Source organism: Pseudomonas sp. JL2 (genome assembly GCF_031570495.1).
GTDB classification, from domain to species: domain Bacteria; phylum Pseudomonadota; class Gammaproteobacteria; order Pseudomonadales; family Pseudomonadaceae; genus Aquipseudomonas; species Aquipseudomonas rhizophila.
Map to the genome: position 1 here is coordinate 733,369 of NZ_JAKUDH010000001.1, position 20,639 is coordinate 754,007.

The window sequence follows — 20,639 nt, forward strand, 5'->3', positions numbered from 1 at the left end:
GCCCTCCCGGCGCGCCTTCCGATCACTCGCGAGAACCGTCATGAAAGGCCCCAGAACGCTCTACCAGAAGCATATAGATGCCCACATCGTCTGTACGCTGGACGACCATGGCCATGTGTTGCTCTACATCGACCGCCAGGTCGCCAACGAATACACCAGCCCCCAGGCCTTCAGCGGCTTGAGAGAGGCGAACAGAACGGTATGGCGCCCGTCATCAACGTTGTGCGTGGTCGATCACGTCAACCCGACCGCGCCTGATCGCGTCGCGGCCATGCCGGATGCGGGTGGCGCGCTTCAGGTTTCTTACTTCGAGCAGAACTGTCGAGACTTCGGAATCGAGTTGTTCGATGTCCTGGACAAGCGACAAGGCATTGAGCACGTGGTTGCCCCTGAGCAAGGCTTCATTCTTCCCGGGATGGTCGTGGCCGCAGGTGATAGCCACACAACGACCTATGGCGCGCTGGGCGCCTTTGGTTTTGGTATCGGCACTTCGGAAATTGAACACCTGCTCGCCACACAGACGTTGGTCTATAAACGTCTGAAGACCCTGCGCGTGAATGTGCACGGGCGGATGGGCGCAGGCGTCACCTCCAAAGACATCATCATGGCCTTGATCCGCGACATCGGTGCGTCCGGTGCGACGGGCTACGCCATCGAATTCTCCGGCCCCACCATTGAGTCCCTCAGCGTCGAAGCGCGCATGACCATCTGCAACATGGCCGTAGAGGCCGGTGCCCGTGGGGCTTTCATGGCGCCGGACGAAAAGGTGTACGCCTACCTCAAAGACAAACCGCGAGCCCCGAAAGGGGCGCTATGGGAGCAGGCTGTCGAGAAATGGAAAACGCTTTATTCCGACCCTGGAGCGCATTTCGACAAGGAAGTCGAACTCGATGCCAGCGCGTTGGAGCCGATGGTGACTTGGGGAACCAGCCCTGACCAGGCCGCGCCGATTGGTGAGTGCGTACCGGATCCGCGCCTGGAGAGCGACCTGATCCGCAGGCAGGACCTGCAGCGTGCACTGCGCTACATGGGCCTTGAGCCGGGAACCCGACTGGCCGGGGTGCCGATCAGTCACGCCTTTATCGGCTCCTGTACCAACGCACGCATCGAGGATCTGCGCGATGTCGCGCGCATCGTTCGGGGTCGCAAAGTAGCGGCGAGCGTGCGCGCGATGATCGTACCGGGCTCCACACGGGTACGTGATCAGGCGCAAGCGGAGGGGCTGGCGCAGATCTTCAAGGATGCCGGCTTCGAATGGCGCCAGTCCGGCTGCTCGATGTGCCTGGCGATGAATGATGATGTGCTGTCGCCGGGTGATCGCTGTGCCTCCAGTACCAACCGAAATTTCGAGGGCCGTCAGGGCGCCGGAGCAAGAACTCACCTCATGAGCCCGGCGATGGTCGCCGCCGCAGCGATTTGCGGCCACCTCACCGACGTTCGTCAACTGTCCATGGAGAGCTGAAATGCAGCCATTCACCATCGTTCGCGGTATCGCCGCACCGCTGCCCGCCGCGAATGTGGACACCGACGTCATCATGCCCAAGCAGTTCCTCAAGGGCATCGATCGCAATGGGCTGGACCGCGGGGTCTTCTTTGACTTGCGTTTCCTGGCCGATGGCGTCCCCAATCCGGCGTTCATTCTCAATCAGGCCCCTTGGGATCACGCCAGTTTCCTGATCACCGGACCTAATTTCGGTTGTGGTTCCAGCCGCGAGCACGCGGTCTGGGGGCTGAAGCAATTGGGTATACGCGCACTGATCGGCACGAGTTTCGCTGGTATTTTCTACGACAACTGCCAGCGCAATGGTGTTCTGCTCATTCAGTTGAAGGAGTCAGAACAGCAGGAGATCAGCCATCTCGTTGGGTCACCTGAAAACTCGCAGATCACGATCGATCTGCATGCCCAGCAGATTCACCTTCAGAGCGGAAAGATGATTGGGTTCGAGATGGACCCCTTGCGTAAAAAAGCGCTGCTGGAAGGTCTCGATGCGATTGGTACAACGCTTGAGCACACGTCACGAATCCGCGACTTCGAGGCACTGCACCATCGTTTGAACCCCTGGCTTGCCTGAGCCTCGAGCGAACAAGGGCCTGCATCCTGCGGGCCTGCGGGGCCGGACAGAACTGCCGTCAGGCGCGGGCCGTCTCCGGTAGCCGCAGCCTTTTCAAATAGCTCTCCAGAAACTCCACGCACACGCGAAGTTTGGCCGAATCCGCCAGCCTGGTCGGATACACCGCCCAGACGTTCGCGCTTTGGGTGTAATCGGGCAGCACGCGGACCAGCTTGCCTTGATCCAACAGTGGCTGAACATCCCACAACGACCGCAGAAGCACCCCGCGCCCAGCCAAGGCCCATTGCAGTACGATTTCTCCGCTGTTGGATGACAATCTGCTGCTGACCCGTACAACCTCATCGCGGTTGGCCTGATTCAAATGCCACACACCGAATGGATTGTTCCGCTCCTTCAGGACCAGACAATCATGATGAGCAAGATCCTTGAGAGTGATCGGGACCCCTCGCCGCTCCAGGTAATCCGGTGTGGCACAGAGCACTCGGTGGTTACTGAGCAGCTTGCGGCTGATGTGATGGCCCGGCAAGTCGTCACCCACGCGGATCTCCAGATCAAAGCCTTCGGCAACGATGTCTACCACGCGGTCGAACACATCCAGCCGCACCTCCAGTTCCGGGTAGATCGATGACAACTCTGCAATCGCAGGGGCAACATGATTGCGCCCAAAACCGAAGCTGCTGCAAATGTGCAGCAGGCCACGAGGGGCTTGGCGAATCTCGGTGAGCTCACCAACGAAATCATCCATGTCGTCGAGAAAGCGAATCGCCCAGCGCTGGGTTTTTTCTCCCGCTTCAGTCAGCGCAATGCGTCGAGTGGTGCGATGCAAAAGCCGCGTGCGCAATGTCTGCTCGAGCACGCGAATCCGTTTGCTCACGAAGGCCGGCGAGAGCCCAAGCTCATCCGCGGCACCGGCAAAGCTGGATTTGCGAATGACGGTCAGGAAGACCCGAAGGTCCTCCGGCAGAGGCGTTTGAACACGAAATGTGTTTTCTGGTGTCATGACTGCCCGGCCTGCTCCACTTTTTTGCGAAGAATAGCATCTACTGATCCGCCCCCCGTCAGCTTATGCCCAACCCGTTCGGCAGCCCCAGGGAGATGGCCGGGATGTCAGTGATCACGATCAGAACCAGCAGCAAGGCAAACTTCGAGAGACGCCTTCGGCCACCCCGAACGGGCGACCGTGGCTGGGGAACTTCAGTTGGATTGGTTGGCCGCCTGGGCCGCTTCGATCAGTTCGGTACCGATCTGCGTTTCGAAGGCTTTCCAGGCAGGACGCACGGCGTTGCGCCAGGCATCACGTTGCTGTGGGGTCAGGCTGATGATCTCGCTCTTGCCCGAATCGATGATGCCCTGCTTGGCCTTCTGATTGAGCACCTCGGCCTGCTTGTTCACTTCGACAGTGACCTCATCGATGATCTGCTCCAGCTCATCGCGTACATCTGCCGGCAAACCATTCCAGAATTTGGTGTTGGCGATCAGCAGGTAGTTGCCGATGGCATGGTTGGACTCGGTCATGTACTTCTGCACTTCATAGTATTTCTGGGAATAGATGTTCGACCAGGGGTTGTCCTGAGCATTCACCACCCCCGTCTGCAGGCCCTGGTAGATCTCGGCGAACGCCATCTTGCGCGGCACTGCGCGCAATGCGCTGTATTGCGCGGCCTGCAGGTCAGAGGGCTGCACGCGGAACTTCTGCCCGCGGGCATCACTTGGCTTGACCAGCGGCTTGTTCGCGGTCAACTGGCGCATACCGTTGAGCCAGTAGGCCAGCCCGGTGATGCCCTTGCCTTCCATTGACCTGAGCAGCGCCTTGCCTTTGTCCGACTGTTGAAAGCGCTGCGCTGCCGCCACGTCGTCGAACAGGAACATCAAGTCGAACAACTGCAATTGCTTGGTGTACTGCTCCAGTTTCGAGGGTGCCGGCGCCAACATCTGCACCTCACCCAGCAGCAACGCTTCCATCTCCTTGCCATCGCCGTACAACGACGAATTGGAGTAGACCTGCACTTCGACTTTACCCGGCAGGCGCTCCTCCACCAACTTCTTGAACATCAGGGCGCCCTGCCCCTTGGGCGTGCTGTCGGCGGTGATGTGGGAGAACTTGATCAGAATCGGCTCGGCGGCCTGGACAGACAACGCACCGACCAGGGCAAAGCTGGCAAGCACCCCGGTCAGGCCACGACGCACGGATGGATACTTCATGGTGAGCTCCTATTGTTTTTGTTCGAGCGTTGGGGACGTATCCCCCTCAGTCCGTTTGGACTCTACCCCCCGTCCCTACGCCACTGAAATTCATATTTGAACAATGCTGCCTTCGGCTTTCACGAAGGCTCGACCATGGAAGCCTCCCGTTGTTCGCTGCTCATCAGGTGTTCGAGCATCTGGCGTGCCGTCATCGACAGCGCTTCCAGGCTGCGCACGGCAATCTTCAACTCGCGACGCGCCCAGGGATCGTCCAGCGCAATGACCTGCACATCGAGCGCCGGCAGATAGGTCCGCACGGCAAGCTCCGGCAGGATGCCGATCCCCATGCCGGTGTGGATCATCCGGCAAATGGCTTCGAAGCTGCGCACCTGGATACGCAGGCGCAATGGCGTGCCCAAATGACGCGCTGCCTGTTGCAACAGGCCGTGCAACGAGGCGTCCTGCTGCAACCCGATGAAGTCGTAGCTGACCGCTTCGTGCAGGCTGATGCGGCTGCGTTCGGCCAGCGGATGCGCGCGTGGAGTGACCAGCACCAACCGATCGTGGCGGTAGTTGAACACCTGCAGCTCGTCGGCGGGCACATGGCCGGCGAAGATGCCGATATCGGTAAGCCCTTCGTGCACCGCACGGATGGCTTCGCTGCTGACCCGCTCTTCCAGATCGATTTTGACCTGCGGGTGCAAACGGGTAAAAGCACTGAGGTCCTCGGGCAAGAATTCGATCACCGCCGAGGTGTTGGCGTGAATGCGCACATGCCCCTTGACCCCCTCGCTGAACTCGCTGAGGTCGGCATTCATCTGCGCAAGGTTGTCCATCATATTGCGCGCGTGATGCAGCAGCGCATGCCCGGCCGGCGTCAGTTCGACGCCCTTGGGCTGGCGGTAGAGCAAGGCGATTCCCAGCTGGTTTTCCAGGTCGCTGACCCGTTTGCTCACCGCCGCCAGGGCCAGGTGCTCGCGCTCGGCGGCCTTGGTCAGGCTGCGCTCATCGGCGATGGCGACAAACAGCTTGAGGGTGACGAAATCGATACGACGCATAGGCGCGGCCTCCTGTCAGTCGTGTATCACGACGTGCAGCACGATGAAGAACAGTTTCAAGGTTCTCACAGGTGGTACTTCGCAGGATACGAAGCCTGGCTTGGTCATTGATCAATTGTTCAGTCCATGGGCCTGAGCCATCCTGCCTGACAAAGAACAGCGCACGACCCAAAGGTGCAGACATGACAGAACAACACGCAAGCAGCATGGCGCTGCAGGGCCTGAAGGTCCTGGAGATGGGCCAACTGATCGCCGGCCCGTTCGCCAGCAAGATGCTCGGTGAGTTTGGTGCCCAGGTGATCAAGATCGAGCCGCCGGGTGTTGGCGACCCGCTGCGCAAGTGGCGCAAGCTCAAGGACGGCACCTCGCTCTGGTGGCATGTGCAGTCACGCAACAAGCAGTCGTTGACCCTCAACCTGAAAGCAGCGGAAGGTCAGGAGATTGTTCGCCGGCTGGTGGCCGAAGCCGATGTACTGGTCGAGAACTTTCGCCCCGGCACCCTGGAAAGTTGGGGACTGGGCTGGGACACGCTGTCGAAGATCAACCCGCGCCTGATCATGCTGCGCATCTCCGGCTACGGGCAGACCGGTCCCTATCGCGACCGCCCCGGCTTCGGTGTCATCGGCGAGGCCATGGGCGGCCTGCGTCACCTCACCGGTTATCCGGGTCAGGCACCGGTACGGGTCGGCATCAGCCTGGGCGATTCGTTGTCTTCCCTGTATGGGGTCATCGGCGTGCTTCTCGCTTTGCAGGAGCGCCAGAACAGCGGCATGGGCCAGTTCATTGACGTGGCGCTGTACGAATCGGTGTTTGCGATGATGGAAAGCCTGGTGCCGGAATACGACGCCTGCGGATACATTCGCGAGCCCGCCGGCAGCGCCCTGCCGGGTATCACGCCGTCCAACTCCTACCCCTGCAACGACGGGCATTTCGTACTGATTGCCGGCAATGGCGACAGTATCTACAAACGATTGATGCACCTGATCGGCCGCCCGGATCTGGCCGAGGACCCGCGCCTGGCGCATAACGACGGACGCGGCGAACATGCCGAGCGCATCGATGCGGCCATCGCCGAGTGGACCCGGCAACGCGACCGGGACCAGGTCCTGGAAGCACTGAATCAGGCGTTGGTGCCGGCCGGCTTCCCCTACACCGCCGCTGATATCGTCAAGGACCCGCACTACCTCGCGCGCCAGATGATCGAGACCGTGCAGACCAGCGCCGGCGCGCTGAAAGTGCCGGGTGTACTGCCCAAACTCAGCCGTACCCCAGGGCGTCTCGGTGCTGGCGGCCCGCAATTGGGCGAGCACACCGACGACCTGCTGGCCGGTCTGGGCCTGAGCGGCGAACAGGTCCGCGGCCTGCGCGAGCGCGGCATCATCTGAACAAGGACGCGCCTGCAAAACAGCTTGCGCTCCTCACCGTTACCCGGAGAACCGCCCCATGAGCAAACGCCTGTACATCCAGGAAGTCGTCACCCGCGACGGCTTCCAGAGCGAAGCCCAGTTCATCCCCAGCGAAGACAAGATCGCCCTGATCGATCGCCTGGCACAAACCGGTCTGGCGAAGATCGAAGTCACCTCCTTCACCTCGCCCAAAGCAATTCCCAGCCTGCGCGATGCCGAAGCGGTGATGCGCGGCATCCGTCGCGTGCCAGGGGTGGAATACAGCGTGCTGGTGCCCAATGTGAAGGGCTGTGAGCGGGCATTGGCCTGCGAGGTTGACGAGATCAACCTGGTGATGTCGGCCAGCGACAGCCACGGCGTGGCCAACCTGCGCATGACTGCCGAACAATCGCTCGAGCAGTTCCGCCAGATCATTGCCGTCAGCCAGGGTAGCGGCGTGTTCATCAATGCCTCGTTGTCTACCGCCTTCGGTTGCCCGTTCGAAGGTCAGGTCGCCGAAGCGCGGGTCCACGGGCTGATCCAACGCTTGCTGGACATTGGCGTGCAGGGCGTGACCTTGTGTGACACCACTGGCATGGCCGATCCGGCGCAGGTCGCGCGCATCTGCCGTGAAGCCCTGGCGCGCTGGCCGCAGACCCCGTTTACCCTACACTTTCACAACACCCGAGGCATGGGACTGGCCAATGCCCTGGCGGCACTGGACGCCGGTATTGATCGTTTCGATGCCTCGCTCGGAGGGCTGGGCGGCTGCCCCTATGCACCTGGCGCCAGCGGTAATATTTGCAGCGAGGATCTGGTGCACATGTTCCAGCGCATGGGCCTGGACACCGGTGTCGACCTGGACAAACTGCTGGCGGCGGCGGCCACCCTGCCAACGCTGGTCGGTCACCCGGTGCCAGGGGCAATTCTCAAGGCCGGCAAGTCCGACCGACGCTATGCAAAAGCTCAATAGATACCAAGCCGGTAGCCTCGGGCCGAGGCTACCGCGCCGATAGTCGAGCGCCTCACCGCCCCCTCCAGAATCGGCCGATATTGTTATTGCGCCCTGCACAGACCATTCAAATCTGCTGGCTTTATAGCCGGAGCAGCTGCCTTGTAAGCTCCCTCTCGATCCCCATTGGCGACAAAGCCGGTGAGTGATTGCCGATCATCGATCCGGTTTGAGCGCGCCGGTATCCGTCGCCATCGGTGTCTTCAATGTCGCCACGGATCTTCTCTTCGCAGACTGGGAGTCAACGATGAAGCTACAGGTCAATGAACGCGAACTGGAGGTGGATGCGCCCGCCGATATGCCGCTGTTATGGGTCATTCGAGACCTCATGAACATGACCGGCACCAAGTTCGGTTGCGGTATGGGCCTATGTGGCGCCTGCACCGTGCATATCGACGGCTCGCCCCAGCGCAGTTGCATCACGCCGGTCGGTGCCCTGGCCGGTAAAAAAATCACCACTATCGAAGGGCTGTCAGCCGATATCAGCCATCCGGTTCAGCGTGCCTGGACCGAACTGGATGTGGTCCAGTGCGGCTATTGCCAGTCCGGTCAGATCATGGCCGCCGCTGCATTGCTGACCAGCAACCCTGCCCCCACCGACGCCGACATCGATCAGGCCATGGCCGGCAATCTATGTCGTTGCGGTACGTACCAGCGCATTCGTTTGGCAATCCACCGGGCCGCCGAACTGAGCAAAGCCTGACCCCATCCTCTCAGCCACCTTTCAGTCAGGGAGTGCTCTGCAATGAATGCCATGATTGTCTCTTCTCGTCGCAGTTTTCTTAAGTCCGGCACCGTGCTCGGCACTGGCCTGATTGTCGGTTTCACGGTGCCCGCTGGCAGACGCCTGATGGCGCAAGACCTGGAGTCCGCCGAATTCGCGCCCAATGCATTTCTGCGCATAGCCGCGGATGACAGCATCACCATTTTCCTGGCCCATTCCGAGATGGGTCAGGGGGTCTGGACCACCCTGACCCTGCTCATCGCCGAAGAACTGGACGCGGACTGGAGCACACTCAAGGTCGAGCATGCGCCGGCTGCCGCCGTCTATGCCAGTCTGCGGCGTGGGTTTCAGGGCACGGTCGGCTCTTCCAGCATTCGTGATGAGTTCGAGCGTTATCGCCGGGCGGGCGCAATGGCGCGGGCGCTGTTGATCCAGGCAGCGGCCATTCGTCTTGGCCAGGCCCCCAGCGCATTGCGCACAGAACATGGAGAGGTCATCGCCGGCAACACCCGTCTGCGCTATGGCGAACTGGCCGAACAGGCCGCCACGCTCCCGGTGCCGGATCCGGCGACGCTGCCCCTGAAAGATCCGGCAGCCTGGACGCTCATCGGCAAGGGCGCCCTACGACTGGACTCGCCAGAAAAGGTCAGCGGTCGCGCGAAGTATGGCATCGACATCCAGTTCGAAGGATTGCTCTGCGCCGTGGTTGCACGGGCGCCGATGCTCGGCGGCAGCGTCCGCGCCTTCGATGCGACCCAGGCCAAGGCCCTGCCCGGCGTACGCCATGTGGTTCAAGTCCCCAGCGGCATTGCAGTCGTCGCTGATCACTACTGGGCGGCCAAGCGCGGGCGCGATGCACTGCAAGTGCAATGGGAAGCTGCAAGCGGCACCGTCATCCTCGACAGCGACCAGCAACGCCAGGATTTAACCGCCCTGACCCACACACCAGGTGAAGTCGTCACGCAACGCGGCGAGGTGGAGCAAGCCCTGAAGTCTGCCCGCAAGGTAGTCGAGATGGCGTACAGCGTGCCCTACCTCGCGCACGCCACAATGGAGCCACTCAACTGCACCGTGAAGCTCAGCGACGATGGCTGCGACATCTGGGTCGGCAGCCAGATGCAAACGTTCAATCAACGAACCGCGGCAAAGATCACCGGTCTTGCCCCTGAGCAAATCCGTATTCACACCACCTTCCTGGGCGGCGGTTTTGGCAGGCGTGCCCTGCAGGATTTCATCGCCGAAGCGGTGGAAGTCGCCAAGGCTGTGAATGTGCCGGTGAAAACCCTCTGGAGTCGCGAGGATGATATGCAGGGTGGTTACTACCGGGCAGCCTTCGCCCAACACCTGCGCGTTGCCTTGGGGGCTGACGGGCGACCGGTGGCCTGGTCGCAAACCACGGCGGGGCAATCGATATTTCCGGATGCGTCGGGCATTCACCCGACGTCTGTCGAAGGCATGAGCGACTCGCCCTACATCATGCGCAGCCCGGCCTATCGGGTCGAAGCGCACTCCCCTCGGTCAAACATTCCGGTGTGGTATTGGCGCTCCGTTGGACACAGCCACAATGCGTTCGTCATGGAGAGCGCGGTGGATGAACTGGCACACGCCGCCGGACAGGACCCACTGGCGTATCGCCGCCTGCTGCTTGAATCGGACCCACGGCACCTGGGCGTGTTGAACCTTGCCGCCGAACGCTTCGGTTGGGGGCGCACGCCAGCACCGGGACGCGGCCACGGCCTCGCCGTGCATCAGTCATTTGGCAGCTACTGTGCTCAAGCGGTGGAGGTTTCCATCGAAGGTGGGAATATCCGCGTTCATCGCGTGGTGTGCGCGATCGACTGTGGCATCCCGGTCAACCCTGACAACATCAAGGCACAGATGGAAAGCGCTATTGTCTTCGGCCTCAGCGCAGCGCTGTTCGGGCAGATGAGCATCAAGGAGGGTCGTATCCAACAGTCCAACTTTCACGATTACCGGGTGCTGCGCATCAACGAAATGCCGCAGATCGAGGCGCATGTGCTGCCCAGCACCGAGAGCCCTGGCGGTGTAGGCGAACCCGCAACGCCCCCCATCGCTGCGGCGGTGGCCAACGCGGTCTTCGCCCTGACGGGTCAACGCTTGCGCGAACTGCCGTTGCGTCCATCGAGCAGTACATGAAGCGAAGGCCTTCAGGTCAGCGGGCCAAAGCGTTCGGCATACAGGGCGCTCACCCACTCGACAAACACCTTGAGTCGTGGAGAGAGCTGGCGGTGATAGGGATACAACACCGAAACCGGGAGTCCGGGACTGGGCCAGCCACCGAGGACCTCGACCAACTCCCCTGACGCCAGGTATTGCTCCACGCGAAAGCGCGGCACCTGGATCAGTCCGCAGCCGTTCAACGCACAGCAGCAGTATGACTCGGCGTCATTCACTGAAATCCAGCCCCCCGGCTCCAGCTCGACCACTTGGCCGTCAATGACAAAGGTGAACGGGTAACGTATGTCGTGATTGCTGGCAAAAAAGCCCACGGCCTGATGTTCAGCAAGCTGCTGTGGAAACATAGGCGTGCCGTGTTCGGCCAGATAGCCGGGGCTGGCACAGACCACTTCAGGCATCAACGCCAGCCGCTTGGCCACCAGCGAAGAATCACGCGGATTACCGGCACGGACCACGCAATCGACGCCTTCGCTCACCAGATCCACCAGCCGGTCGCCGCAGCTGATGACCAGGTTGATTTGGGGATAGCGCCGATGAAAATCCTGGATGTTCGGAAGGATGATCCGAGTCGCATGGGTCCCGTGCAAATCCAGACGCAAAGTGCCGCGCGGATTCGCCACGACCGTGCTGAGTGAAGACTCGGCGTCCTCCAGATCTGCGAGCACAGCCTTGCATCGCTCATAGAAGGCCTGGCCGTCGAGTGTCGGCCGCACCCGCCGGGTTGTACGCTCGAGCAGACGCGCACCGAGCTGCCGCTCCAGTTCCTTGATGGCCAGCGTAGCTGTGGCCCGCGGGATATTCAGACCATTGGCGGCACGAGTAAAACTGCCTTGCTCGATGATGCGGATGAACAGTTGCAAGGCATCGAATTTGTCCATCGTGTGACGCCCTTTTATTGGTGAGAGATGAACAGTCTTACCCGCGATGCCTGACTAATCCACCCCATCGAAGCAATCAGTATCACTTTCACGACGGTGCGAGGTCCAGCGTGGGCCGATTGTTTATGGGAGGTGAATGGTCATGGCAGCCCCGTCGATTTATCCATCGGCAGGAAGACACCACACTGTCCTCGTCAACCTTTTGATAAACGACTCCAGGACATCATTCAGATGAAACCGACATCTCACGCTCCCAATGCTGAACAGCCCTCGAAGCTGGTCGTCCCGGCCCTGGGTATTTTTTATCAATGGGGCGAGCCTCTCGCCTATGCAATGCTCAGGTTATGCCTGGGGATCATCATGGTGACCCATGGCTTGCCCAAGCTGTTGGGAACTTCACACGGCTCGATGGCGGATCCCATGGCGGGTTCGATTCACTTGATCGCAAACGTCCTGCATCTGCCATTCCCCGCGCTATTGGGCCTGTTCGTCGCCTGGCTTGAAGGTTTGGGTGGGTTGCTGCTGGCGCTAGGATTGGCCACCCGGCCGTTGGCGGTGGCGATGGCCATACAGATGGCGGCGATCGCTTACATCCTTGGCCCGAACTGGCCCTGGATAGACCGTGGCATCGAATACCCGGTGTTGATGGGCTTTCTGTTCACTTACATCGCCTTCAAGGGGGCAGGTCGTCACTCACTGGACCGCCTATGGGGGCGTGAATTCTGACGCCTGCGCGACGCTTATCGACCGGCATCGGCTGACAGTCGATAAGCACGGCGGTTAAATGAGCAACGAATTCACCCGTGTTCAATCATCGTTGAATGGAGCGCTCGGATTCCTTTCACCCGGCGCCCCAGGCCGCTGAATCGTGGCGCAGTTCGAATCATAGCCCTGCCCCTCGAGTTGGGCGCGTGCAAAAGCAAACGCTTCATTCAACGAGCCATGCATCACCCCGTCATGCCCCAATCCTTCATAGGTTTGCCAGGTGACCTGGTTTCCAGCCGCGCACAGCGCCGCCGCCACCGCGTACTGTCGTACCGGGGTGATGGTCTCATCGGCCTGGCCGGTGGCAATCAGCAATGGAAAAGCGATCGTTGCCTGGGGCATATCGGTCGTGGGCGTGCGCAGTGCGCTCAACGCTTGCGCACTGATGGTCAGCAACTGCGAAAACGAACCGATTTTCAGCTCCCGCGACTTGAGGGCAATTTCCCGCGTACAGCTTTGCCGGGCAACGTCGAGAAGCTGCAGCCCTTCAGGCGTCAGTAGGTCGTCTATTCGGGGCGCGTTGTCGCGTAACCCGCCAGTGGCCAACGACAGGAAGATCGTATTGGAATGGCGCGCCTCAAGCGCGATGGGCCCGTCGGGGAATGTGCTATTGGGCGCTGTGATAACCGCACCGAGAATATTGAGTTCAGGTGCATAGCTGGCGGCGAGTATCGACGCGCCCAGAGCGGCGCCGCCCCCCTGGGACTGCCCCGCCAGGATCGTGCGGTTGGCAATCACACCGGGCTTGAGTGCGCGGGCAGCACGGACCGCATCCAGGACAGAGCTGCCTTCGGCCTGCCAGACCGTATAAGGGTGAGGCCCTGGCCCCCCCAGGCCTTGATAATCAGTGGCCACGACGGCGAATCCGCGCTCCAGCCAACGATTGATGTACGCAGCGTCACGCGCTCTGAACCCGGTCCACGAGGGCGCGCATATGTCGGCGATCCCCAGCGTACCGTGGGCCCAGGCCAAGAGCGGCCAACCTTCAGACGGAGCAGGACCGCTCGGCATGAACAGCGTGCCGCTGACAGGCACCTGGCCTGAGTGCCAACGCTGGTCCGTGGAACTGTAGAGCATGCGTATGGTTTGCGCTGCGGCTGGCACCCGCTCCTGCGGTTTGAGCGTTTCGCTCCTCAGCAAAACACCGGGAACAGTGGGCATTGGGTCCTGCCAGCGATAAAACGCAGAAAGCTCCATATCACCTGCGGCACGCCCGACCGGAAGTTCACCGGCAGCCATTGCGCTGAACGCAAGGGTCATGATGCTCCCAAGACAGATCCGCGTCACAAGTGAAGAAGCAAGGGTTCGAAGAATCAGCATTTAGCGTTCGCCTCATGATGAAGAAGGCCCCAGCACAATGGTCTGGAGGCCACGAGAGTCAGTGTTCAGGATCAGGATGACTGGCCGGACGGCGCACTACGCCAGTGCCTGACGCAACGCAGTGGCTTGGGTGAAAATCACATCCCGTACGACAGGTGCAACTTCATTGAATCGCAGGAACCCGTGGGTCATGTTCGCAAGGACTTCCAGGTGCGTCGCCACACCGGCAGCGTGCAACTTATCCGCCAGCTCACAGTTTTCGTCGTACAACGGATCAAGTTTTCCGACGATCAAGCGCACAGGCGGGAGCCCAGCCAGATCAGCGGTGATCGGCTGCACCCGCCAGTCATCTTCATCCTCGGCCAGGTAGCTCGCCCAATAAGCGCTCATCGTTTTGGCAGACAAGTTTTGCCCGCCATACCCACCGAGTCTCTGCCACGAATCGGAAGAAACACCTCGGGAATAGGAGCCGTAGAACAACATCAGCTGCCGCAACGTATCCATTCCAGCGTCGCGCAGCGCAAGGGCGGCGCCCAGGGCCAGATTGGCGCCCGCCGAGTCCCCACCCAGGGCATACCCGCGCACCGGACAATGAGTGATTGTCCCCAGGTTGATGACCCTGCTGACTATCGACACCACCTCGTTAAACGCCACTGGAAAACGGTACTCCGGCGAGAGGGCATAGCCGATGGACAACACCGCCAAGCCGCTGTCACGCACCAACTGGCGCAGAGGAGCGTCCCAATCGGCGAGTGCTCCGTGTCGAAACCCGCCGCCGTGACAATAGAACAGCAGCAAGGGCGTCTCATCGTCTTGCGGCCAATACAGCTTGCACGGAACAACCCGACAATTGACCGAAAACTCCAACATGCGCTCGCAGGACAAAGGCACGCTGGGTCGCGACGCCCATGCGCTGATTCGTTGCAACTGCGCGCGAACCTTCTGAATCTCTCCTTCGACGACAGGAAGCAGACCCAGTTGGCGTAACGTCGCCGCGACGCCGATGAGGTCTGGATGAACCTCGTTCGGATCGACGAGCACCCCGTCTGTCCCCTCGCCGCCCACTTTCGGGTTTTCGCACTTCCCACCGAGCCTGGACATCGCCACCTCTGATTTATCGGTTGTCTGGCGCCACGCTGAACAATGGCGCCATTAGGACCTGCCTTGATTGGCGCTGATGATTAATCGGATTCCAGGAGCGCGTCCCTCACCATGAAGGCCCATTGCGCACCGTGCATATCACGATCCTGCAGAGCCCCCTGTATTACGGGGCGCGGTAGGCTGATCTTGATCACATTCAATGCATCGATCCGAAACACGCTGATCGACTCGACGGTCCGGCGAAAGAGCTGAGCAATGGCCGGCGCTTGCAGTTTCGGTTCGCCCGCCAGCCGGGCAAAAACATCCGAGTCCTGACAAAACACATCAATGGTCAAAGAGAAGGGGCCGGCGTTCTTGGAGCGAATTTCGTAGCCGAGTGCTTCCATGGTATTCATCTCACGCCGCCTCAATGGTTTTCATGTCAAATCGAAAAGGTGCCAACGGATTCGCCACGACCATCACATGGCTGAGCACGAACTCATAAACCACTCCCCGATCCATCGAGGCTGGAGAGAATGGAAACGCATGGGTGGGCAGGTCTTTGTCACCTGGCAACGGGAAGTGCAACAGGTAAGGATTGAGCAAAGCGACGATGTCTTTCGTGCGCTCGGCCGTTGCGGAAGTCGCCAGGGCCATGACGCCTATTTCCACTGGGGTGGCGGATCGCGACTCAAAGTCCCCCAACGCCGCGTTCTTGCCAATCGCGCGAAACTGCAGGTCGTACTCGCCCGATCCGATGTTCAGATGTTTTTCTATTCGCTGGCGCATCACCGAATCGAGACAGGCGAGCCATTCATCGAAGCGCTCAAGGTACTCGGTGTCCCGGACAATACTCATGACAACCGATTGAAACCCGCAAGGCGCCGCACCTTCCAGCTTGACGGTGTAGTCTTCACTGGGTTTCCAGATCGAGCCTTCTACCCGCACCGTTCGCTCGTCGATCGCGGTGTACACAGCCCCCTCGACATCCAGCACACCACCCGGCTCGACGAGCACGTAGGGATTGCTGTTCTCATAGAGCATGTGAGCCATCACCGATCGTGGCGTAAGCCGGGCCCCCTCACCAATCGCCTCGATGGTGAATCCCGTTTCGTCAATGGTTGCCATGACCACGGCCTGGGCGGGTGTGGTGGTACAGGACGCGCCACATTCTAGAATCTTCCCGGCGTGCCAGGCGGCCCCTGGATGTCCCCCTCGCATGATCGGGAGCGACGCCATGACGGCGGTGTCCGTGGAGCGACCGGCCAGGATGATGTCCGCGCCTTCCTGGAGCGCATGAATGAAGGGTTCCACGCCCATGAGCGCGACTATTCGAGAACAGCGATCCACCAAGGCATCATCAATAAAATCAAGCTGCAGCGGTTTGATCCGTTTCTCCAAAAGTGCTGTTTTCACAGCACTTGCTGGCTGCTCGCTGTAGATGCCCACGATACGTACGGTCTGCCCCAGCTCTGCCGCGACCTCCTCACAGAGCCCGCGCATCAAATCGACACCCGCGTCGGAACCACAGGTTCCGCAGCTGCCAATGATGAGCGGGATCCCCAGCTTTTCCCGGGCCTGCATGAAGACCCGAAGCTCTGCGCGCAATATCGAAGCAGAAGACTTTGTCGTGCCCGTACCGAGATAGTGCGGACCCGAGTCGGTGGACCCCGCATCCATTGCAATCACATCGGGACATTCCAGAAGCGCCTTCTCAAACGCATCTCTCGGGAATCCGGTGCCGATTGCACCCGTTGGTGTAAGCACCTTGATCTTGACGTTCATGTATTTTCCTTTGCAACGGTATGTCGACGGCCGTCTGCGATGACACAGTGCCCAGGCGGGCTCCGCCCTTCCAGGACCGCCACCACACACTGGGCTGCAATTAAATTGGTGCGATTCAAGCCTTCCACCGTAGAGGCGCCGGCATGGGGGGTCACGACCACATTGGGAAGTTTGATGAGCTGCTCTGTCACTGCCGACAGTGAAGGGTCGGACTCGCTTTCGAACACATCGAGTCCTGCCCCGGCGATGTCTTGCTGTTGCAGGGCTTTCAACAGATCCGCGTCGCGCACCAGGCCACCTCGGGCGGTATTGATCAGCACGGCGCCAGCTTTCATCGACTTTAAAGCGCGGCGGTCAATCATTCCCCGGGTCTGCGGGTTAAGGGGGGCATGAAGCGTAATGAAGTCACTTTCCTGAAACAGGGTCTCCAGATCTACAAAGCAGCTTTGCCCCCCGTTGGCTTTTTGTGAACTGTCTGGGCGAGGGGCATAAATCAGGGGTTTGACTTCGAACCCGGCGAGGCGCAGCAAGACGCCTTTGCCGATTCTGCCCAATCCAACGATTCCGACCGTTTTGCGATACAGGTCACCGCCCAAGGGAATGCTCCAGTCGTTGGCAGACAGCCCCGCCTGACATTGTTTTAGCTTGCGACACACCGCGAGCATCAGTGCAATTGTATGGTCAGCGACACTTGCATCATTTCCACCGACGGCGATCGTTGCGACCTTTCCGGCCGCTTCCACCGCCGCCGTATCAATGCGCTCATACCCCACGCCACGGCGGGAGATCACCTTGAGCCGAGGGAGCGAACCGAGCAGGCTGGCCGTCACATTGGCGTGCCCTAAAATCCACCCATCAGCGTCAACCAGGAGGTCGATCAATTGCCGCTCACTCAAACTCCCGTCGGCAACTCCCGGCGCAAGTTCTGCAATGATGACTTCGCAACCGCAATGCTTGAGAAAATCAAGGGTCGCCGAATCAAAAAAACGCTGAGTGACGACCACCCGATGACGAAGTTTAGGCATCGCCCACCTCTCGACTTAGTTTGAACAACCCGAATTCCATGAACACACTCCAGTCAAAACGCATAATCCAGATACACCCGGGCTTCTGAGCCATTGACAACGTTATTCGGCTGGGCGGAAACAAGCGCAACAAAATCCTGGTCGATTCTGTAGTCGATATAAATCAATCCCACGGAAAGGCCGGCGTATTCTTTGTCATCGAACCGATAATAAACGCGGTATTCGTTTTGCCTTTCCCAAACATCCGTCTTCTGACCACTGAACGGGTTCACGGCGTCAAAGTTTCCCTGCTTATAGAGCGCCATGACTTTAAACCCGTCCAATGACGCCCCCAAGAGTGAAATACCGCTCAGGTCGTACTCGGCCCCTAGCTGCCAGGTTACTTCACCATGATTGTTGAAATCGTTGCCGGAACGGGTCCACGCATCCATTCTCCCGTCCACGTTATCCGCGTGATCGAAGTAGGCGTAGCCAAGGTTGCCATTACTCAGTTCGGCGTGTGTCTCGGAGAAAGAAACACCCAGGCGCAACTTATCGAGCAATAAACCAAGATTGACGTTTAACCACGTGGCCTCTTTATCATAGGCCGCGTCACCGGCGGACCAATCTTGCTCCCACAGCCGTCCCGCTTTTTGGAACTGATAATACTGGGTGTCTAAAATGACCCCTGCCGTTTCACCGATAGGTGCCTGCAGGGTCAAGCCATAACGGGTATTTTCATTGAAGTCCTTTGACACACCACGGGCATAGCTCAACTCAACGGCTTTTAGATCGTAGGTGACCCCATAGGTGTAGACGTTGCTTATGTCCTCACCCGACTGGCTTAGCAGCTTTCCGAACGCCTGCCTGTCCCGCGGAGAACTTCGATCGATATAAGCTGCTTCGAAAGCCATCGTTCCGGGTAGCGGGCCGATGCCCACGTCAGTCAGGTTGAAATGGGCTCGCGCGCCCTGATAGGAACCCGGCACGAGTCGCGTGTCATTGCTGACCAGGGTGCCCGCGTCAAATCGGCCTCGGCCTATTTGTGAGTCTGCGTTCCATCCCTCGCCGACGTGGCGCAACTTCAAGTAACTTTGCCCGACTTTTGCAAAGCCACCGTTAGAACCATCGTCATTATCAAACAAGTCACGGCTGTCCTGCTCGGAATCGATCATTGCCACGCCGTACAGGGACGCATCAAAGCCGACAACGCCGCCCCAGTAGTTAGAGTTGTAATCCAGGATCGCGCCGACCCCTACCCCACCCAACTCCGAGCCGGTCGAGAACCCGCCGAAGCGGTCTTCAATCAGGTCGTTGGATATTCGCGTATTGATGTACGCGGATCGAAGATAAGCATTCAACTTGCCTTCATGCTGAAATCTATCCGGATAACTGATACTCGCAGAAAAACAACTGCCCGATGCAAACAGCGTAGCGAGATATGTCATTGCGACGGCTTTAGTCGATTTCATGATCACCTCAATTATTATTTTTATTTTCTCAATGAGCAGGCGTGAGCTGGCACTGCTTTAAACAAGCAGGGCAGAAATACAGGTGGATCTTTAAATAATTGCTCTTGTAACGATGGCCGTTGCTATGAGCGTAAGGCTGCTGCCGATTGCCCACAACAAGCAGTATCTTTGCATCTCGCCCATGTCCCGCTGGATAATCCCGCTGATGAGATAAACAGCGGCAACGAGTGGACTTAATGCGTGAACCGGTTGCCCCAGCACCGAGGCGCGGGCGATATGCATCGGGTCAATACCATATTCCGCGCCCGCCGCGCCAAGCACCGGCAAGATCCCAAAGAAGAACGCGTCATTGGAAAGCAGGAAATTAAGCGGCAGCGCGACAAGGGCGGTAATGATGCTGAAGTACTGCCCGCCGCCATCAGGAATCATCTGCACGATCCGCGCCGACATCCCATCGACCATTCCCGTGCCGGATAGAATGCCAGTGAAGACCCCTGAAGCGAATATCAGGGCAATGACCGTCAACACACTGTCGGAATGAGCGGCGATTCTCGCTTTCTGCTCCGCCAAACGTGGATAGTTGATCAGCAACGCCAGGGAAAACCCCACCATCATCACCAGGGGTAACGGTGCCAGTCCTGTACCCATGGCGTACATCAGCGCGGCCGTGAGTGCCAGGTTGACCCAGAACAGCCTGGGGTTTTGCGTGGCCGATTCGATAAGGGGTAGAGGCAGCTCTTCAGACACAGTGTCCTTTGCCATGGGCGTCCACCCCAAACGACGTCGCTCTTTGCGGCCTATCCACACTGCCACGATAAACGCGTAGGCCAGACCTGCAAACATGGCGGGTACAAGGCCCAGGAATATCTCGCTGACATCCAGATGCAGCGCGCTGGCAGCCCGCGCTACCGGCCCACCCCAAGGGATGATGTTAACGACCGTATTGGTCAACAGAAGCATCAGTGCAAGGATGAGCGGGTTCATCCCAAGGCGAAGGTAGAGCGGCAAAAACGCCGTTGTCACGATCAGCACCGTCGTTGCCCCATCCCCATCGAAGGAGATGACCGACGACAGCAAAGCGGTGCCGAGCACCACACGAAGGGGATCATTTCCCACATAACGCAGAATCCGGCGAACCGCGGGCTCGAACAGCCCCGCGTCGAACATGATTGCGAAATACAGGATTGCAAACATCAACATCAATGCCGTTGGCGCCACTTGCTGGACGCCTTCCATCACCATGCCGCCCAACTCCGGTCCTGCGCCGCTGGCCAGCCCGAAAGCAATCGGGATGAGGATGAGCGCTGTCACAGCAGAAAGTCGCTTGCTGATGATCAACGCCATAAACGTGATGACCATTGCGAAACCTAACCAAGCCATGCCTATCACCTTTTCTTGTTTTTTTTATCAATGTCGTAGCAAATCAATGTGAACGACCGGCCACTCCCGAGGAATCTACATAGGGGAGAAAACCCTGTAAATCTTGATTTTTTTCGTCAACATCCCGCAAATACTGGGGCAAACGTGCTCGTGAAAAGATATCTCAGGGACGCTGGTCGGCTTTCAATGCCCGCCTCCGTCGGTCCCTCTGTGTAGACCGTCCATTGCTGACTCCCTTTGAAAACACGACGAAATGGATATCCTGGTAGACATTGACGCAAGGCAGGTATATTTAATGAATATGTACAAACCCCCATCAAC

Annotated in this window: 18 protein-coding genes; 7 read left to right on the top strand and 11 right to left on the bottom strand. The window is 59.4% G+C overall.

The annotated features are described in order from the left end of the window. The first annotated feature begins 40 nt into the window (after nucleotides 1-40). Together leuC and leuD are read left to right on the top strand one after the other, a co-directional pair. On the top strand, nucleotides 41-1,462 hold the full coding sequence (gene leuC / locus MKS85_RS03325) for a 3-isopropylmalate dehydratase large subunit (RefSeq protein ID WP_310662693.1): 1,422 nt from the start codon (nucleotides 41-43) through the stop codon (nucleotides 1,460-1,462). A gap of 1 nt (nucleotide 1,463) precedes the next feature. Beyond that, the gene (leuD, locus tag MKS85_RS03330; protein WP_173406871.1) at nucleotides 1,464-2,072 is read left to right on the top strand and encodes a 3-isopropylmalate dehydratase small subunit; all 609 of its coding nucleotides are present in this window, start codon (nucleotides 1,464-1,466) and stop codon (nucleotides 2,070-2,072) included. A 58-nt stretch (nucleotides 2,073-2,130) separates the two neighbouring features. On the opposite strand, the gene MKS85_RS03335 is transcribed toward leuD, so the two are convergent. The 3 genes from MKS85_RS03335 to MKS85_RS03345 all read right to left on the bottom strand — a co-directional run bounded on the left by MKS85_RS03335 (nucleotide 2,131) and on the right by MKS85_RS03345 (nucleotide 5,314). Further along, nucleotides 2,131-3,072 carry a LysR substrate-binding domain-containing protein gene (locus MKS85_RS03335; RefSeq protein WP_047225608.1) on the bottom strand — a complete coding sequence of 314 codons (942 nt, stop codon included), beginning with the start codon at nucleotides 3,070-3,072 and terminating at the stop codon, nucleotides 2,131-2,133. 194 nt (nucleotides 3,073-3,266) lie between these two features. After that, entirely contained in the window at nucleotides 3,267-4,274 is a 1,008-nt protein-coding gene (locus MKS85_RS03340; RefSeq protein ID WP_047225607.1) for a TRAP transporter substrate-binding protein, read from the bottom strand. A 119-nt stretch (nucleotides 4,275-4,393) separates the two neighbouring features. Then, entirely contained in the window at nucleotides 4,394-5,314 is a 921-nt protein-coding gene (locus tag MKS85_RS03345; RefSeq protein WP_160892132.1) for a LysR family transcriptional regulator, read from the bottom strand. Nucleotides 5,315-5,496: 182 nt separating this feature from the next. Here MKS85_RS03345 and MKS85_RS03350 point away from each other — a divergent pair, with 182 nt between their 5' ends. The 4 genes from MKS85_RS03350 to MKS85_RS03365 all read left to right on the top strand — a co-directional run bounded on the left by MKS85_RS03350 (nucleotide 5,497) and on the right by MKS85_RS03365 (nucleotide 10,592). Continuing rightward, nucleotides 5,497-6,699, top strand: coding sequence for a CaiB/BaiF CoA-transferase family protein (locus MKS85_RS03350; RefSeq protein ID WP_139049846.1), 1,203 nt, complete (start codon nucleotides 5,497-5,499; stop codon nucleotides 6,697-6,699). Nucleotides 6,700-6,757: 58 nt separating this feature from the next. Then, entirely contained in the window at nucleotides 6,758-7,672 is a 915-nt protein-coding gene (locus tag MKS85_RS03355) for a hydroxymethylglutaryl-CoA lyase (RefSeq protein ID WP_076384231.1), read from the top strand. A 286-nt stretch (nucleotides 7,673-7,958) separates the two neighbouring features. Beyond that, nucleotides 7,959-8,414, top strand: coding sequence for a (2Fe-2S)-binding protein (locus MKS85_RS03360; RefSeq protein WP_047225603.1), 456 nt, complete (start codon nucleotides 7,959-7,961; stop codon nucleotides 8,412-8,414). Between the two features lie 42 nt (nucleotides 8,415-8,456). Next, complete coding sequence (locus MKS85_RS03365; RefSeq protein WP_310662694.1) at nucleotides 8,457-10,592, top strand: xanthine dehydrogenase family protein molybdopterin-binding subunit; 2,136 nt, start codon at nucleotides 8,457-8,459, stop codon at nucleotides 10,590-10,592. Nucleotides 10,593-10,603: 11 nt separating this feature from the next. Here the strand turns inward: MKS85_RS03365 and MKS85_RS03370 are convergent, their stop codons facing one another. Further along, complete coding sequence (locus tag MKS85_RS03370; protein WP_173406868.1) at nucleotides 10,604-11,512, bottom strand: LysR family transcriptional regulator; 909 nt, start codon at nucleotides 11,510-11,512, stop codon at nucleotides 10,604-10,606. Between the two features lie 231 nt (nucleotides 11,513-11,743). Between MKS85_RS03370 and MKS85_RS03375 the strand changes: the two genes are divergently transcribed. After that, a complete protein-coding gene (locus MKS85_RS03375; protein ID WP_047225600.1) occupies nucleotides 11,744-12,238 on the top strand; it encodes a DoxX family protein in 495 nt (164 codons plus the stop codon). An 81-nt stretch (nucleotides 12,239-12,319) separates the two neighbouring features. Here the strand turns inward: MKS85_RS03375 and MKS85_RS03380 are convergent, their stop codons facing one another. The 7 genes from MKS85_RS03380 to MKS85_RS03410 form a co-directional block, all read right to left on the bottom strand. Then, on the bottom strand, nucleotides 12,320-13,537 hold the full coding sequence (locus MKS85_RS03380) for an alpha/beta fold hydrolase (RefSeq protein WP_047225861.1): 1,218 nt from the start codon (nucleotides 13,535-13,537) through the stop codon (nucleotides 12,320-12,322). Nucleotides 13,538-13,693: 156 nt separating this feature from the next. After that, a complete protein-coding gene (locus tag MKS85_RS03385) occupies nucleotides 13,694-14,698 on the bottom strand; it encodes an alpha/beta hydrolase fold domain-containing protein (RefSeq protein ID WP_310662695.1) in 1,005 nt (334 codons plus the stop codon). Nucleotides 14,699-14,778: 80 nt separating this feature from the next. After that, entirely contained in the window at nucleotides 14,779-15,093 is a 315-nt protein-coding gene (locus MKS85_RS03390) for a DUF4387 family protein (RefSeq protein ID WP_139049841.1), read from the bottom strand. Between the two features lies 1 nt (nucleotide 15,094). Further along, nucleotides 15,095-16,462: an acyclic terpene utilization AtuA family protein gene (locus tag MKS85_RS03395; protein WP_310662696.1), complete on the bottom strand. Its 1,368-nt coding sequence runs from the start codon at nucleotides 16,460-16,462 to the stop codon at nucleotides 15,095-15,097. Next, on the bottom strand, nucleotides 16,459-17,487 hold the full coding sequence (locus MKS85_RS03400) for a phosphoglycerate dehydrogenase (protein WP_139049839.1): 1,029 nt from the start codon (nucleotides 17,485-17,487) through the stop codon (nucleotides 16,459-16,461). The genes MKS85_RS03395 and MKS85_RS03400 overlap by 4 nt, the downstream gene beginning before the upstream one ends. A gap of 53 nt (nucleotides 17,488-17,540) precedes the next feature. Then, entirely contained in the window at nucleotides 17,541-18,938 is a 1,398-nt protein-coding gene (locus MKS85_RS03405) for an OprD family porin (RefSeq protein WP_257220708.1), read from the bottom strand. A gap of 90 nt (nucleotides 18,939-19,028) precedes the next feature. Next, nucleotides 19,029-20,318 carry a CitMHS family transporter gene (locus tag MKS85_RS03410; RefSeq protein ID WP_139049838.1) on the bottom strand — a complete coding sequence of 430 codons (1,290 nt, stop codon included), beginning with the start codon at nucleotides 20,316-20,318 and terminating at the stop codon, nucleotides 19,029-19,031. Between the last annotated feature and the right edge of the window lie 321 nt (nucleotides 20,319-20,639).